Below are 15,073 nucleotides of genomic sequence, written 5' to 3'. Positions count from 1 at the left end.
CCGTGGCGGTGCGGAGGGAGTTGCCGTTGTGGCGGTTCCGGCCGGTCGTGCCTCGGCCGCGTCACCGCGCGTGTGATTCCGGCAGTCAGTGACCGGCCGTGTACAACCCTTATTCCCGGGATATTCGGTGGTGGCCTGCTGTTCGGCTTGGCTGGCGGATGGGTAACGGTCCATCCCGGGGGCGGGGGGAGCGCCGCGGTCACCGTGCTCGAGTTGGTCCTCCGTGCCGACTACGGAACCGGTGATACACCTGTTGGCGGTCCAGCAGCGGATCACCGGCCAGTGCTCCATGTCGATTGGTCGTGGCCGTACGCAGGCGAATCGCGCTGACCATTTTGGCTTTGGCGTAGCGATTCGTCCTGTGTCGTAGCAGCGATTCGAGCACGAACGCTGATCGCGACCCGCCTCGAGGCGAGATCGAGTCCCGATTCGGCACTGGCTGATTCCCCTCCGGACGCCGTCAGTACGCACACGGATGGAGTCGCTTCGGCGATCGCCATCCGTGTTTTCGTTGCAGGTCAGTGTGAGGCCCAGTTGTCGGTAGGGCCGGCGTGGCTGACACTCTGAGCAGATCGCGCTCGGGCGAATGCCCGGACTCGCCGGCGATGCTCGGTTGTCGATGCCGCTCGAACCCATCGGTCGTTCAGATCGCGACGCGAAAGCTGAGCGCGACGAGACACGTCAGCGGACCCGAAGTGCTGACTGTTTCACTCACGCGACTCACTGGCGAGACCACGCTGTATGGGCTGCCGGAATTCGGTTTCGGTGCGAAGTAACTCGGCGTTGCAGGCATTGCACGTGTATCGGGGTTCGAGTGGATGCCCGCCCGCTTTGTGCACAATGGTCAGGCCGGACCGTCCGTCTTCGGACAGGTGCCGCGCCGCCCACGCGTTCAGCGCGGCGAAGACGGGAAAGAAGCCGAGGCTCTTGGGCGTGGTGCGGTACTCCTGTCGCCGCGCGCCGTCGACGATCGGTGTGCGTACCAGCATTCCGTTGTCGACGAAATGCGCCAGGCGGTCGGTCAGGGTGACCGGTGAGATAGGTCCGAGCCGGTCCTGGAAGTCGCCGAAGCGGCGATTGCCTTCGAGCGCGGCGGCCAGCAGGAAGGTCGACCACCGATCGGCGAGCATGCTGCTGGAGTCCATTCCCGGCGCATCGCTCTTCGCCGTACGTCGAGAACGGCGGTCGGCGACATCGACCAGAAGCGGAGCGTCCACCTCGGTCCGTACGTCGCGGGCGGTCACGCCGATCGCCTGACATCCACCGCACCCGAAAACCGGGGTGATGACGTACCCGCAGGTGAGGTGATGAAGCTGGGTGACCGCCCGGTCGGGTGCCCGAGGGGCCCATTGGCGGTCCCAATTCCACAGTGCGACAAAGGCAAGCCACAGGTCGTTGCCGAGCGCGGTGAGGCGGTACTCGTTGCGCGGCGGCGCGATCGAATACGGATGCGCGTCGAGGATCCCGTCGTCGATCAGCCGACCCAGACGCTGCGACAGAACGGCGTCCGAGATCCCCAGTTCGTCGCGCAGTTGCGCGAAACGCTCGGAACCGTCGAAGACGGCTCGCACGATCTGCAGATTCCATCGGTCGCCCGCGATGAGCAGGGCGTGCCCCAACGCGGACGATGCCGGAGGAGCCGATGGTGCCACGGCTCGGGGCGGGACTGTGGGCATGCGTCCATCATCGCAAACACGGCCGGGCCGGGCGCCGCGGTGGTGGCGCACGCAGCTCGGTTTCAGTGACTTCGTATTGAGTAGTGATCTTCCTGGATCTGACAGTTCGACGACCATGCCGCCGAGACTATCCACCATTAATACTCAGTTCCTGACGTCCTTCCAGGCGCAAATCCACATCGTCTGTATGACTCTTCATCTTGTAGTGATGATCTCCGATGACTAGCCTGAGGGGCGTCAACAAGGAGGAACAGATGACCGAACCCGTGTACGTACTCGGCGGCGCCCAAACCGACTTCGCCAGGAATTGGACGAAGGAGGGGCTCGGCTTGGTCGACATGTTCGTTGAGACTGTGCCCGCCGCACTGGCCGACGCACGAGTCGACGACCGCGAGGTCGGCGTCGTCCACGTGAGCAACCTGGCCGGCGAACTCTTCGCCGGTCAGGCCCAGCTCGGAGGCATGGTGGTCGCGGCGGTGCCGGGACTCGACGGACTGCCGAGCACACGGCACGAAGCGGCGTGTGCCTCGGGCAGCACCGCCGTCCTCGCCGCCTGCGCGGAGATCGAGTCGGGCCGATACGACGTCGCGCTGGTCGTCGGGGTCGAGCTGATGCGCAACGTGTCCGCGCAGACGGCCGCCGAGTATCTGGGGACCGCGGCCTGGGCGGGCCGGGAGGCGCTGGAGGCGAAGTATCCGTGGCCCGCGCTCTTCGCCGACATCGCGGAGGAGTACGAGCGGCGCTACGGTCTCGACCACGCGCATCTCGGCCGCTTCGCCGAGATCGCGTTCGGCAACGGGTCCCGCAACGGGCTCGCGCAGACCCGGGACTGGGACTTTCCCACGGGGTCCTTCGACGAGAACGACGAGATGAACCCGATCGTCGAGGGAATGCTTCGCAGAACCGACTGCGGCCGCATCACCGATGGCGCTGCCGCGGTCGTGCTGGCCGGGCCGAAGTTCGCGCGGACGTGGGCGCAACGGACCGGCGCGGACCTGGATCAGGAAGCGACGATCGCTGGATTCGGCCACCGGACCGCGACTCTGCTGCTCGCGGACAAACTCGCCCAGAGCGCCGACCAGGACTATCTCTTCCCGCACCTGCGCGGAGCCGTCGTGGACGCCTATCGGCGCGCCGGAATTTCGGGGGTCGCAGATCTGGATGTCGCCGAGGTCCACGACTGCTTCACCATCAACGGGCTGGTCACGCTCGAGCACATCGGGCTGGCTGATCCCGGCAAGGGCGGCGACGCGGTGATGGACGGCTCGATCGAACGCGGTGGGCGGCTGCCGGTGAACCCCAGCGGCGGGCTGATGTCGCACGGACATCCGGTGGGCGCCACCGGCATTCGCATGGTCTTGGACGCGGCTCGCCAGGTCACCGGCCGGGCGGGGAACCAGCAGGTCGACAACGCCCGGCGCGCCCTCACCGTCAATATCGGTGGATCGTTCACGACCGCGGTGTCCACGGTCGTCACCAGGGGTACCCGGACCTCCGCCTAGCCGAAACGGCGAAAGTCTCCTGGGCGGAGCCGGTGTCGCCCAGGAGACCTTCGGATGGCCCTCGACCCGCCGACGCGGACCGAGGGCTTCGACCACTACCCGCGGGCCTCGGCCAGCTGATCTGCGCGCACCCAGGTGGCATGGAAGCCGGAGGGAACCCGGCGTGGCAACAACACCCGCGCGATCGGGCCCGCCGCGACGTCCTCGGCGTCGAAGACATCGATCTCACCCCGGTCCTCGGCTTCGTCGTTGACGAAACAGACCAGATAGCCGTCGGTCTCGCCCGTCGATCCGTCGCGCGGCGCGAACGGCGCCTCCGAACCCCAGCGCCCGGAACCGAATTTGTGCTCTTCCTTGGCGCCCGTCTGCGAATCGAAGCGCACGAGTCCGTCGAACAGCAGAGTCGGTTCGTTGCCGAGGCTCATGCTGTACGAGTACCGGTGCGAGCGGCCCATGACCCGCGAATCCACACTGGGGAACTCGATATTGGCGTTGTCGAGCTCGGCCTCGATGGTGGCGCCGGTGCGCAGATTGAAGCGGTATCGGTAGAGCTGCGCGTCGAGTCGCATGTACGCGAGCATGTTCGACAGCGGCGAGGCGAACGTCGTCTGGTGCTGCGGGTTCTTCACCCGGCACACATCCATGATGATCTCCTCGCCCACTTCCCACGCGTTGACGACGTGGTAGATGTAGCAGGGCTTCACCTCGAACCAGCGCACCTCGCTGCCCTGTCCGTGCCTGGGAATGACCGCGAATCGGGCGGGCAGCTCCTGGTCGTAGAAGATCCGGTACTTGCCCGCCCGGCGCGCGTCGTGGTCCTGCACCAGCGGCAGGTCCATGAGGATCGAGTAGTTGTCGGTGATCCCGATGTCGTGCGGCAGTCGCGGACCCGGCAGGTCGATCTGGGTCAGGTGCGTCTGGCGACCATCGGCGCCGATGATGCCGTAGCGCAGGAAGTCCTGGTCGGGGCCGTAGTCGAACCAGATCAGCTCGCCGGTGGCCTCGTCGACCTTCGGGTGCGCCATCATGTCTCCCGCGAGGGTGCCCAGGAAGTCCTGTGCGCCGAGGGTTTCCAGCGACAACGGGTCGACGGCGTAGGGCGTTCCGCAGAGGTACCAGGTCGCCAGGACCTGGCCACGGTGATAGATGACGTCGGTGTTGGCGGAATCCTTGATCCCGAGACCGTGTCCGTTGCCCCACGGATTGGTCTGGGGGTTCTCCATGAGACCGGTCCACAGAGCACGACCGGCCTCGGACTCCTCGTGGAAGGCCTTGGTCCGGACATACCGATTGCGGTACCGCACCTTCCCGTTCTCGAAGTGCGCGGCGTGAATCATGCCGTCGCCGTCGAACATGTGATAGCGGCCCGGCGCCTCGAACTGCCGGTTCGGGCCGTTGCGGAGATACACGCCGTTGAGGTCGGCGGGGATCTCCCCGATGACGGTGAGATCGTCGAGGGTGAGTTCGTCGTGGACGGGCGCGAAGACGCCGAGGGTGTACGGATTGTCGGTGGCGTCGACCGGGCAAGCGACGGCGATGGGGTCGCCGTTCGCGCGGGGCTGGGTGGAAGTCATGCCTGCTCCGTTTCAGTGTTGTTGTGGCGCTGTGGGGTAGAGCACCAGCTGGGTGCAGCGGAAGAGGGCGATCGCCTGCCCCGCGTCGTCGCTGACGGTGGCGTCCCACACCTGGGTGCGCCGCCCGCCGTGGACGAGCGTCGCGTCGACGGTGACCGTCCCCGACCGTGCGGTGCCGAGGTAGTTGGTCTTGAGTTCGAGAGTCGTGAAGCCGGACGCTTCGGCGGGGAGCGCCAGCCGCGCGCCGACACCACACACCGTGTCGGCCAAGGCGACGACGGTGGCCGCGTGCAGATATCCGTTCGGCGCCAGCAGCGCCTCGCGAACGGGCAGTTCGCCGGTGACCGCCGCGGCCGTGGCCGCGCGCACGCGCATGCCGACCAGGCCGGGAAACCGCCCGTCCAGCATCGCGTTCAGCTCGTCGACGAGGGGGCGGGCAGACCCGGTCGGCGTCTCGCGTGGGCTGCCCACCGGTGCGCGGTCCTCGACCGAGGATCCCATGTCAGCCGACATTCTCGATCGAGCTGCGGATGTCGCGCCGCTGCAGCTTGCCGATCGGGTTCCGGGGCAGCTCGTCGACCGTGACGATCCGCTCCGGCAGCTTGAACGACGCCACCTCCTTCGCCCGCAGGAAGCTCACCAGGTCCTCGAGCGCGACCCCGGCCGCTGTCGCGGGAACCACGACCGCGCAGCACTTCTCACCGAGCACGTCGTCGGGGTACCCGACGACCGCCACGTCGGCGACCGCGGGATGGTCGATCAGGATCCCTTCGATCTCGGCCGGAGCGATGTTCATTCCGCCGCGAATGATGATCTCCTTGCTGCGGTCGACGAACCTGAGGTACTCGCCGTTGTCGCCGCACAGCTCGAAGATGTCTCCGCTGCGGAGGTATCCGTCGTCGTCGAACGGGCTCGACGCGGCGGTGCCCGCGAGGTAGCCGGCGAAGATCGTCGGGCCCTGCAGGCGGAGTTCGCCGCGTCCGCCGACCTCGGTGACCTGCTGACCGCTCGCGAGATCCACCAGCCGTACCGAGGTGCGCTCTGCGACCTCGGTGACCCACGTGCGATCCGGCGCACCATAATTCGGCAGGTACTCGGCGCGGATCATCGGGTCCGGCGTGTCGGAGGGGGCACCGAGCAGGCACACGCCCTCGTTCGACCCGAAGAAGTTGAGCACCTCCACGCCTAGCGAGTACTGCCAGTCGCGCACGACGCCCGGCGGCAGGGGAGCGCCACCCGAGCCCACCCGGCGCAGCGCCGACAGGTCGTGCGCCGCGCGCAGGTCCGCGCGCTGCAGCAGCATGGTGAGGATCGCGGGTGGCATGCTCGTGTGGGTGACCCGGTAGCGCTGGAGCTGATCGAGATACACGGGCAGGTCGAGCGGGTGGTGCAGCACCAGGTGGCCTCCGCCGAGCAGCCACGGCAGCAGCGAGGTCGCGAACCCGGCCATGTTCACCATCGGGAACGGGTTGAGCATGACCGAGGCGGGGTCCGTCTCCAGACCGTCCTGAACCGCTTGCCCGACCGCGATCCAGTCGCCGTGACAGCGGGGCACGCCCTTGGGCGCGGCCTCGGTGCCGCTGGTCCAGCAGATGGTGACGCAGTCGTTCACCGATCGGGGCAGTGCCCGGTGGACGCGGCGCACGGCCTCGCGCGATTCCTCGGTCGCGGACGCCGCGTCCAGGGGCGTGCCTGCGTTCGACACGGCCGCACCGAAGGTGAAAACGGTGCGCAGCGAGGGCAGTTCGCCGATCAGGCTGAGTGCTTCGTCGGACGGCGCCCGGTCGCCGAGGTCGGTGACGGTGACCACCGCGACGGCCGAGGCGGATTCGACGATCCGGGTCAGTTCGTGCCGTCGATACGAGGCGGGCATGGGGGCCGCGATCGCGCCGAGGCGCCACAGTGCGAAGTAGGTCGCGGTGAGCGCGACGGAGTTGGGCATCAACACCGCGACGACGTCGCCGGGACCGACACCCGATTCGTGTAGCTGGGCGGCGAGGTCGTCGACACGGGCGTCGAGTTCCCGCCAGGTCAGCTCCTCCGGCTGGATCCCGCACAGCTCGGGCAGGTTCGTCGGATCGGTCACCGCGCGGGCGTCGCCGCGGTTGCGGACGTGGCCGTCGAGGAGATCGAGCACGGTCAGCGGTGACCACCACCGGCGTTCCAGGTAGTCCGCGACACGGTGATCGGGATGGCAGGGGCGTAAGCGGTCGGCGGCGATGCCGTCCGGGATGGCGTTCATGGTGTCTCTTTCGTGCGGTGATCTGGGTTGCCGGTCAAGGGAGTCGGCGGACGACGACGGAGGCGCCGAGCCCGAGCGCCGCCGGGATGGTCACGAGGGCGTATTCGCCGTCGACGCGGGCGAGCTGGTCGAGGGCGTTGACGAGGAGAGCTCCGCCACCCGCACCCAGCGGATGGCCGGTGGCGAGCGATCCGCCGAGTGGATTGACCCGGCGCGGATCGAGCCCCAGTTCCCTGATCATCACCAGTACCGACGCGGCGAAGGACTCGTTCGCCTCGATCACGTCGAGCTGACCCGCGGTGATCCCGGCCTTCTCGATGGCGCGCCGCGAGGCGGCGACCGATGCCGTGAGCAGCGGCGAGCGCACGGCGGCCTGGGCTACGCCGACCACCTCCCCGATCGGCTCGCTGCCGATCCGATCGCGTGCGGCGGCGGATCCGAACACCGCCACCGCCGCACCGTCGGCCATCTGCGGAGCGGTGGCGGCGGTGTGCAGCCCACCCGCCGGCCGCGCGACCGTGGGCAGGCGCTTGGCGACTCTGCTCCACGACGGGTCCGCGCCGAACAGTGGCGCGAGTTCGCCGAGGGATTCGAGGCTGACGTCGGGTCGAGGGCCCTCGTCCGCGTCGAGGATCGTGGTGTCGCCCGATCGGACCGCGATCACCGAACGGGACGGCGGAGCCGCGGCGGCACGCTGGTGCGAGGTGACCGCGTAGGCATCGAGATCGGTTCGGGTCAAACCGTATTCGGCCGCGGTCAGGTCCGCGGAGACCCCGATGGTGACGTAGCCGGTGCGGTCGCCGAGTTCCTCGTCGCCGACGAAGGCAGGCCGGTCGGACAGCATCGGCACCCGGGACATCGACTCGACGCCACCGGCGACGACGACATCGGCGATACCGGAGGCCACCTTGGCCGCGGCGGACTCGATCGCGTCCAGTCCCGAGCAGCATAGTCGCGAGACCACGCCCGCGCCGACGTGGTCGGGCCAGCCCGCCCAGAGCACGCCCGCCCTGGCGACATTGCCGCCCTGTTCACCGACCGCCGTACTGGTGCCGACGATGACATCGTCGACCGTATCGGCGGGGAGGCCACGTTCCCGCAGGGCGGACAGCAGCTGGGCGAGGAGTTCGTGCGTGGGTACCTCGGCGAAGGTGCCGCCCTGACGCCGGACCCGGGCCTTCGGCGTGCGGACCGCGTCGTAGATGTAGACGCCGGAGGAGAACTGGGACATGGTCACGCCCCCTCGACCTGGCGGCGGTCCTGGACGACGCGGAAGCGCCCGGCGACGAACGACTCGTCGGTGAGGGTCGCGTTGCCCGCGGGGTTGAGCCCGGTGACGTGGTAGTCGCTGTAGGCGGCCGCGAACTGCATGGGCATCGAGGACACCAGGTTCGCCGAGAGGGAGGCGCCGGCATCGGCGTAGGCGTCGGCCACCTCGTCGACGACGGCGTCGTCGGTGCAGTAGAGGTACGAGCTGATCGCGCCGTGGCCGCGGACGCTCGCGGTCGCGTGCGCCACCGCGGCCGCGGTGTCGGCACAGTCGACGAGGAACGCGACCGGACCGAACTGCTCGCCGTCGGGAAGCGTGTCCCCCCGACGGGGGTCGACCCGGACGACCAGTGGGGTCACCGCCCTGGCCTGGGGATAGTCGGGGTGGACGTACGGGACCGGCCTGCGCAGCAGAGTCCCGCTCGCCTCGGCCGCGTCGGCGAGCGCGGTGATCGAGTGCAGCGTCGCGTCGGACTGCAGCGCGCCGCAGACGGCGGCGGCGCGGCGAGGCGCGCTCGCCAGGTCGTCGATCGCGGACAGCAGCGCTGCGACGACGTCGTCCCGGGCGATCACGCCCGCGTCCGTGCGCACGCCCGCGTCGGGGAGGTAGATGTTCTGCGGCGTGGTGCACATCTGGCCGCTGAAGAGCGAGAGACCGCCGGCGAGCGTGCGCATCGCCGCGGACAGATCGGAGACGGAATCGACGACGACGGTGTTGACGCCCGCGGTCTCGGTGAACACCAGGGTGTTCGGGACGTTGCGTTCCAGCCACGACCCGAAAGCGGGACTGCCGGTGAAATCGACGATCCGCACCTCGGGGCTGGTGGCGAGCTGCCCGGCGACGGGAGCCTCGGTGGTGTCGACGACCAGCTGAACGGCGTCGGCGGGCAATTGCGCTTCGTCCAGCACCTCGCGGATCACGCCGACCGCGAGCGCGGTCGCGAGGACCGAGCGGGGGTGCGGCTTGACGAGGACCGGGTTTCCCGTCGCGAGGTTGGCGAGGATCGCCGGGTAGGCGTTCCAGGCGGGGAACGAGGCGCAGGCGATGACGAGCGCGGTGCCGAGCGGGCGGGTGCGGAATCGCTTGCGCAGGGTCACGTCCGACTTGCCGAACCGCTGCTGCCAGGTCACTTGTCCGGGTACCCGGGTCATGGCGGACCAGGCCATCGCCACCGCTTCCAGGCCGCGGTCGAGGGCGTTGGTCCCGCTGCCGCTACAGGCCATGTTCAGGCTCTGCCCGGTGGTGTGTGCGGTGACCGCCGCGAACTCCTGGCCGCGCTGGTGGATCCGGTGCAGCGCCTCCAGGCACACGCCGACCCGGCGCTCGATATCGGCGTCGCGGAGGGCGCGGGCGGCGGCCGCCGCGCCCGCGAGCGCCTGGCCGACCGACGGCGCGTGGTAGCTGACGTTGAGCGCCTTCCCGGTGTACGGCGAGATCTCGTCGGCGGTGATCACCGAGTCGGTGGGCGACGAGAGCGTCAGGGTGGCACCGTCGAACGTGGCGAGGACGGCATCGGCCTGCGCGACGTCGGGCGCGGTGATGGGCGCGTACCCGGTCCAGGCGGCGCGGGTGCGGTTGGCCTCCGCCGCAGCCCGCAGCAGTTCGAGGTGGGTTTCGAAGAACATCGGCGCTCGTTCCTGTGTCAACAGATGTGTGGCGAGATCAGTCAGCGATCGGGAGTGCGGAGGCAGGTGTCCGCTTCGGTCGAATCAACTACTGTTATTGAAGTGAAGCAGGACACAGCAGGAATTGTCAACGGTCGACGGCGGCCTGACCGCTCGCGAGGGAGAGAGCGTGCGGCTAGCGCGGGAGCTGAGCGCCGAACGGGAAAGGTTCGAAGCGCACGGAGGTACGTTCCATCGCGACCTCACAGCCACGGCAGCGCAGCGCGGGCAACAGCCACGAACCACACTCGGGGTGGCGGAGTTTCGGCCCGAGTGGGAGCGCGTCGGGGTGCGCGAGCTCCGTCCACGACAGCAGGAAAGCGAAGATCGGGAACAGTCCCCGGCCGCGCGGGGTCAGCACGTACTCGCGCCCGTTACCGCGTTCGCTCCGGGCGAGAATCTGCATCTCGGACAGCCGTCCCAGCCGTTCGGTGAGGGTTGTCGGCGAGATGCTCAGGATGGACTGGAATTCCCCGAAGCGGCGCACCCCGGACAGCGCCAAGCCGGTGACCATGGCGCTCCAGCGGTCGCCGATCGCCTCCATGACCTCGGTGAACTGCAGGTCGGCGCGGCTCACGGACGGGGCATTGCGGGTCGATCGCCGTCGCCCGCTGCGCGCTACCAGGACCAGCGATTCCCGGTCCAATTCGAGCTGGGCATCCCGGGTACCGACGGTGCGGCCGCAGTGCCCGCACATCATCGCCGGTGGTCCCCGATGGCCGCAGTCGATGTGCACCAGCTCGGGTTGCAGCAGCCCTTCGGGGGACCACTCCCGCTGCCACGCCCAGACGCTGGCCAGGATCTCCCACGTCGCCATGCCGAGCTCGGTCAGCAGGTAGTCGTGGCGGTCGCCACCGTTCGGCTGCGGCCTGCGTTCCATCAGACCCGCCTCGACCAGCGCGTTCAGGCGTGCGGTCAGCATGGCGGGCGGGGCGCCGGTGCGGTCGATCCACTGGCTGAAGCGGCGCGCGTGATCGACGAAGGCCTCGCGCAGGATGGCCAGGGTCAATCGGTCGCCGAGCAGGTCGATCGTCTGGGCGACCGGGCTCTGCGGAGCGGTGGTCCCGGATACGGTCACCTCATCCACCTCTCGGTCCCGCCCGACGATCGCCTCCCGTGCAGCGTTTGCTCAGGCCTCCAACACAATAGCGATGCCCTGCCCCACACCGATGCAGGCCGCCGCCACACCGATGCCGCCGCCGAGCCGACGCAGGTGGCGCAGGCAATCGACCACCATCCGGGCCGCCGACGCGCCGAGCGGATGACCGAGGGCGATGGCGCCGCCGAAGGGATTGACCCGATCGACCGCGATGCCGGGGAGTTCCCGCAGGCACGATAGGACCATCGCGGCGAACGCCTCGTTGAGCTCGAGCACCCGGACATCGGCGAGCTCGAGCCCCGCGCGGTCCAGCGCTTTCGCGATGGCGGCCACCGGCGCGAGCGCGAACTTGTCGGGTTCGGCGCCGACCACCGCCGAGCTCAGCACCCGGCCGAGCGGTTCCACTCCGAGTTCATCGGCGACGGATCCGGTGCCGATCAGCGCCGCGACCGCACCGTCGCTGATCGGCGACGAATTCCCGGCGGTGACGCTGCCATCACGCGAGAAGGCCGGACGCAACGCGGCCAGGGTCGCCGCGTCGGTCACCCGGATCGGCTCGTCGCGGTCGAGGTCCGGGTGTGGCGTGACGAAGCCGTCGTGCACGCCGACCGCCCATGCCCGGCTCGCCAGCTCATGGGATCGCAGCGCCCATTCGTCCTGCTCGGTGCGCCCGACGCCCAGTTGCTCCGCCACCAATTCCGCCGACCTGCCGAGCGTCTCGATCCAGGCTGCGGGGAAACGCGGGTTGGGCATGCGCCACCCGACGGTGGTGGGGATCAGTTCCATCCGTCGTGGAAACGCGGAGTCCACCGGCGGGAGCACGTACGGCGCGCGGCTCATGCTTTCCGAGCCGCCCGCGATCACGACCTCGGCGTCACCGACGGCGACCCGCCTGCCCGCGGACAACACCGCCTCGGCGCCGGAGCCGCACAGCCGGTTGACCGACACACCCGGGATCGTGTGCGGGAGCCCCGCGAGCAGCACCGCCATCCGCGCGACATTGCGGTTGTCCTCACCCGCGCCGTTGGCGTTTCCCCAGATGACGTCGTCGATCCGGCTGGGATCGAGGGTCGGATGCCTGCGGACCAGGTCGGCGATCGGCAGCGCGGCCAGATCGTCTGCCCGGACGTGGGAGAGCGCGCCGCGGACCGCGCCGAACGGCGTCCGGACCGCGTCGATCACCCACGGTGTGCGTCGGTCGGCGAGGGAATGGCGTTCGGTCATGGGGCTCCTCCTGGGTGATCGGCACGGCCCTTGCGGAAATTCGCCCGCCGTTGTCTACTTCAATAACTGTAGCGAATGGAAGGAGCCTCATGTCGATAGCCGACGTGGTTCGTACCGCGGCCGATCGGTACGGACCCGCGACCGCGATCGAGGACAGCCACGGGACTCGGACGTTCACCGAACTGTCGGACCGGGCACACGCGCTGGCGGGGGGCCTGCGCGGCCTCGGCATCGCGGCGGGCAGCCGGGTTGTCGTCCTGCTCGGCAACTCCGTGGCGGCGGTCGAAGTCGACCTCGCGCTGGCGATCGGCGGTTTCGTCCGAGTATCGCTGAACCCGCGGGTGGGCCCGGCGGATTGGGACCGCGTCGTCGGGGACTGCGCGCCGGAGGCTCTGATCGTCGACCCCCGGATCGACGGGGCGGCGGAGTTCGCCGCGCGCACGACGTCGACCGTGATCACCGTCGACCCGATCGCGCCGGCCGGACCTTCGCTCGACGAGCTGGCGACCGGTGCCGCCGACCACGCCGGGGTGCCGACGCCGGAGCCGGATTCGCTGTGCGCGCTGCACTATTCGTCCGGGACCACCGGCATCCCGAAGGGCGCCGAGCGGACGCACGCGAACCGGCTGGCATCGCTCGCCGCGATGCGCGACCAGGTGCTCGCCGGCACCCTCGACGGAGCCGACCCCGCGGTGTTCCTACACGCGGGCCCCGTCATTCACACCAGTGGGCTGTTCGTGTTGCCGTTCCTCGAGGCGGGCGGCCGCCAGGTACTCCTCGATCACGTCGGCCCGGCGAGTCTCATCGATGCCGTCGCGGCACACGCCGCGACCCATACCGCCCTGGTGCCAACGGTCATCGCCCGGTTGCTCGACTTCGACGACGACCGGCTGTCGGTGCTGCGATGCCTGCGCATGCTCGCCTACGCGGGCGCTCCCATGCCGGTCGAACACATCCGGCAGGCGTATCACCGCATCACACCGAATCTCGTTCAGTACTACGGAATGGTCGAGGCGATCCCGCCCCTGACGGTACTGACCGCGGCGGATCATCGCCGCGGCGTGATCGACAACGCCGCACTGCTCGGGTCGGTGGGGCGCGCATGCCCGGGAACGGCCATCGTGTTCGGTACTCACGACGACCCGGCCCCCGACGGCGAGATCGGCGAGCTGGTCGTCGCCGGAGCAGCAGTCGGCCCCGGCTATCGCAACGCGGGCACGCGAACGGATCTGGGCAAGAGCCACGTCGACGGACACCTGTATTCCGGCGACCTCGGTTTCCGGGACCCAGACGGCTACATCCACCTGACCGGCCGGAGCAAGGACATGATCATCACCGGCGGGTACAACGTCTATCCCCGCGAGGTGGAGGAGGCGATCTCCGCGATTCCCGGGGTCGACGACGTCGTTGTCGTCGGGCTGCCCGACGAGATGTGGGGTCAGCGCATTGTCGCCGCGTACACCTCGGCGGCCGACGTGCGTCTCGAAGGCGACGTCGTGCTCGCGGAGAGCCGGACCCGGCTGCCCGACTACAAGCGTCCCAAGGCCGCGCACCGCGTCGCCCGGCTGCCACTGACCGCGCTGGGCAAGGTCGATCGGGCAGCGGCGGCAACACTGCTCGACGCCCTCATTCGCGCCGCATCATGAACGCGCCCAAACACTTACCGTTCCAAGCCAGAGGAAACATCATGACCGACTCGTTCCTGTCCGCCTTGCGCCTGCCGGTCGTCGCGGCGCCGATGTTCCTGGTGTCCGGCCCGGAGCTCGTCACCGCGGCCTGCACCGCGGGCGTCGTCGGATCGTTCCCGACGCAGAACTGCCGCACGGCCGCCGACCTCGACACCTGGATGGGAACGATCACCGATGCGCTCCGTGCGGCAGCGGCCACCGCGCGCATGACGGCGCCGTGGGCGGCGAATGTGATCACGCACAGCAGCAACGCCCGCCTCGCGGACGACCTGCGCCTCATCGCCGAATACCAGCCGCAGATCGTCATCACCGCCCTCGGATCCCCGAAGCCCGTGATGGACATCGTCAAGGGATACGGCGGCATGGTGATCGCCGACGTGGTCAACCTGCGCCTCGCGCACAAGGCCGCCGCCGCGGGCGTCGACGGCATGGCCTGCGTGTCGGCGGGCGCGGGTGGCCACACCGGCCACCTGTCACCCTTCGCGTTCACTTCGGCCGTGCGCGAGTTCTTCGACGGGATGATCATCATCGGTGGCGGCATCAGCGACGGGTACGGGGTAGCCGGCGCGATCACCGCCGGTGCAGACCTGGTCTACATGGGTACCCGGTTCCTGGCTGCGGCGGAGAGTATGGCCGTCGACGGGTACAAGCAGATGGTCGTCGACCACGGACCCGACGACCTCGTGATCAGTTCCGCGATCACCGGCACCCCTGCCTCTTGGCTCAGACCCAGCCTCCTCGCCTGCGGCCTGGACCCCGAGAACCTGACCCCGCCGACAGGCGAGAAGAACTACACGGCGGGCACCGAGTCGATGAAGCGATGGAAGGACGTGTGGGCGGCAGGCCAGGGGCTGCAGCCCATCCGCGGTGTCGAGCCGGCGCACGCCATCGTCGATCGGATCGAGACGGAGTACGTCGCGGCGCTGCGACGGTCGAGCCGGATCATCGCCGCCGTCGCGCGATGAGGGTCGACCGGCGCCGCCCGGGTCAGGTGATCAGCTACCGATCAGATTGCCCAGCACGTCGGAGAGGATCTCGCTCAGCGAACCGGTCGAGCTGAGCTGACCGTCGGAGGACCCGAGACCGTTGTCGCCGAGGCTGCCGATCACGGTCTCACCCGCGTTGGCGCCGCGC

The 15,073-nt window shown here is 69.2% G+C and carries 11 protein-coding genes; 3 read left to right on the top strand and 8 right to left on the bottom strand.

Annotation, left to right across the window (positions count from 1 at the left end; all coding sequences use genetic code 11):
* Window positions 1-707 precede the first annotated feature (707 nt).
* Window positions 708-1,793, bottom strand: coding sequence for a winged helix-turn-helix transcriptional regulator (locus QH270_RS15385; RefSeq protein WP_280342470.1), 1,086 nt, complete (start codon window positions 1,791-1,793; stop codon window positions 708-710).
* A gap of 137 nt (window positions 1,794-1,930) precedes the next feature.
* On the opposite strand from QH270_RS15385, the gene QH270_RS15380 reads away from it, so the two are divergent.
* Window positions 1,931-3,178 carry an acetyl-CoA acetyltransferase gene (locus tag QH270_RS15380; protein WP_280342468.1) on the top strand — a complete coding sequence of 416 codons (1,248 nt, stop codon included), beginning with the start codon at window positions 1,931-1,933 and terminating at the stop codon, window positions 3,176-3,178.
* Between the two features lie 95 nt (window positions 3,179-3,273).
* On the opposite strand, the gene QH270_RS15375 is transcribed toward QH270_RS15380, so the two are convergent.
* The 7 genes from QH270_RS15375 to QH270_RS15345 all read right to left on the bottom strand — a co-directional run bounded on the left by QH270_RS15375 (window position 3,274) and on the right by QH270_RS15345 (window position 12,251).
* A complete protein-coding gene (locus QH270_RS15375) occupies window positions 3,274-4,752 on the bottom strand; it encodes a carotenoid oxygenase family protein (protein WP_280342464.1) in 1,479 nt (492 codons plus the stop codon).
* Between the two features lie 12 nt (window positions 4,753-4,764).
* Window positions 4,765-5,253, bottom strand: coding sequence for a PaaI family thioesterase (locus QH270_RS15370; RefSeq protein WP_280342462.1), 489 nt, complete (start codon window positions 5,251-5,253; stop codon window positions 4,765-4,767).
* Window position 5,254: 1 nt separating this feature from the next.
* The gene (locus tag QH270_RS15365; protein ID WP_280342460.1) at window positions 5,255-6,994 is read right to left on the bottom strand and encodes a class I adenylate-forming enzyme family protein; all 1,740 of its coding nucleotides are present in this window, start codon (window positions 6,992-6,994) and stop codon (window positions 5,255-5,257) included.
* A 34-nt stretch (window positions 6,995-7,028) separates the two neighbouring features.
* Complete coding sequence (locus QH270_RS15360) at window positions 7,029-8,225, bottom strand: thiolase family protein (RefSeq protein ID WP_280342458.1); 1,197 nt, start codon at window positions 8,223-8,225, stop codon at window positions 7,029-7,031.
* A 2-nt stretch (window positions 8,226-8,227) separates the two neighbouring features.
* Window positions 8,228-9,889, bottom strand: coding sequence for an aldehyde dehydrogenase family protein (locus tag QH270_RS15355; RefSeq protein WP_280342455.1), 1,662 nt, complete (start codon window positions 9,887-9,889; stop codon window positions 8,228-8,230).
* A 175-nt stretch (window positions 9,890-10,064) separates the two neighbouring features.
* Complete coding sequence (locus QH270_RS15350) at window positions 10,065-11,006, bottom strand: winged helix-turn-helix transcriptional regulator (RefSeq protein WP_280342453.1); 942 nt, start codon at window positions 11,004-11,006, stop codon at window positions 10,065-10,067.
* Between the two features lie 51 nt (window positions 11,007-11,057).
* Window positions 11,058-12,251: a thiolase family protein gene (locus tag QH270_RS15345; RefSeq protein ID WP_280342450.1), complete on the bottom strand. Its 1,194-nt coding sequence runs from the start codon at window positions 12,249-12,251 to the stop codon at window positions 11,058-11,060.
* Between the two features lie 89 nt (window positions 12,252-12,340).
* Between QH270_RS15345 and QH270_RS15340 the strand changes: the two genes are divergently transcribed.
* Complete coding sequence (locus QH270_RS15340; RefSeq protein WP_280342447.1) at window positions 12,341-13,897, top strand: class I adenylate-forming enzyme family protein; 1,557 nt, start codon at window positions 12,341-12,343, stop codon at window positions 13,895-13,897.
* 41 nt (window positions 13,898-13,938) lie between these two features.
* Window positions 13,939-14,904: an NAD(P)H-dependent flavin oxidoreductase gene (locus QH270_RS15335; protein ID WP_280342444.1), complete on the top strand. Its 966-nt coding sequence runs from the start codon at window positions 13,939-13,941 to the stop codon at window positions 14,902-14,904.
* The last annotated feature ends 169 nt before the right edge of the window (window positions 14,905-15,073 follow it).

Source organism: Nocardia neocaledoniensis, assembly GCF_029868625.1.
In the GTDB taxonomy this organism is placed as follows: Bacteria; Actinomycetota; Actinomycetes; order Mycobacteriales; family Mycobacteriaceae; genus Nocardia; species Nocardia neocaledoniensis_A.
This window is presented reverse-complemented; position numbering and strand designations above follow the sequence as displayed.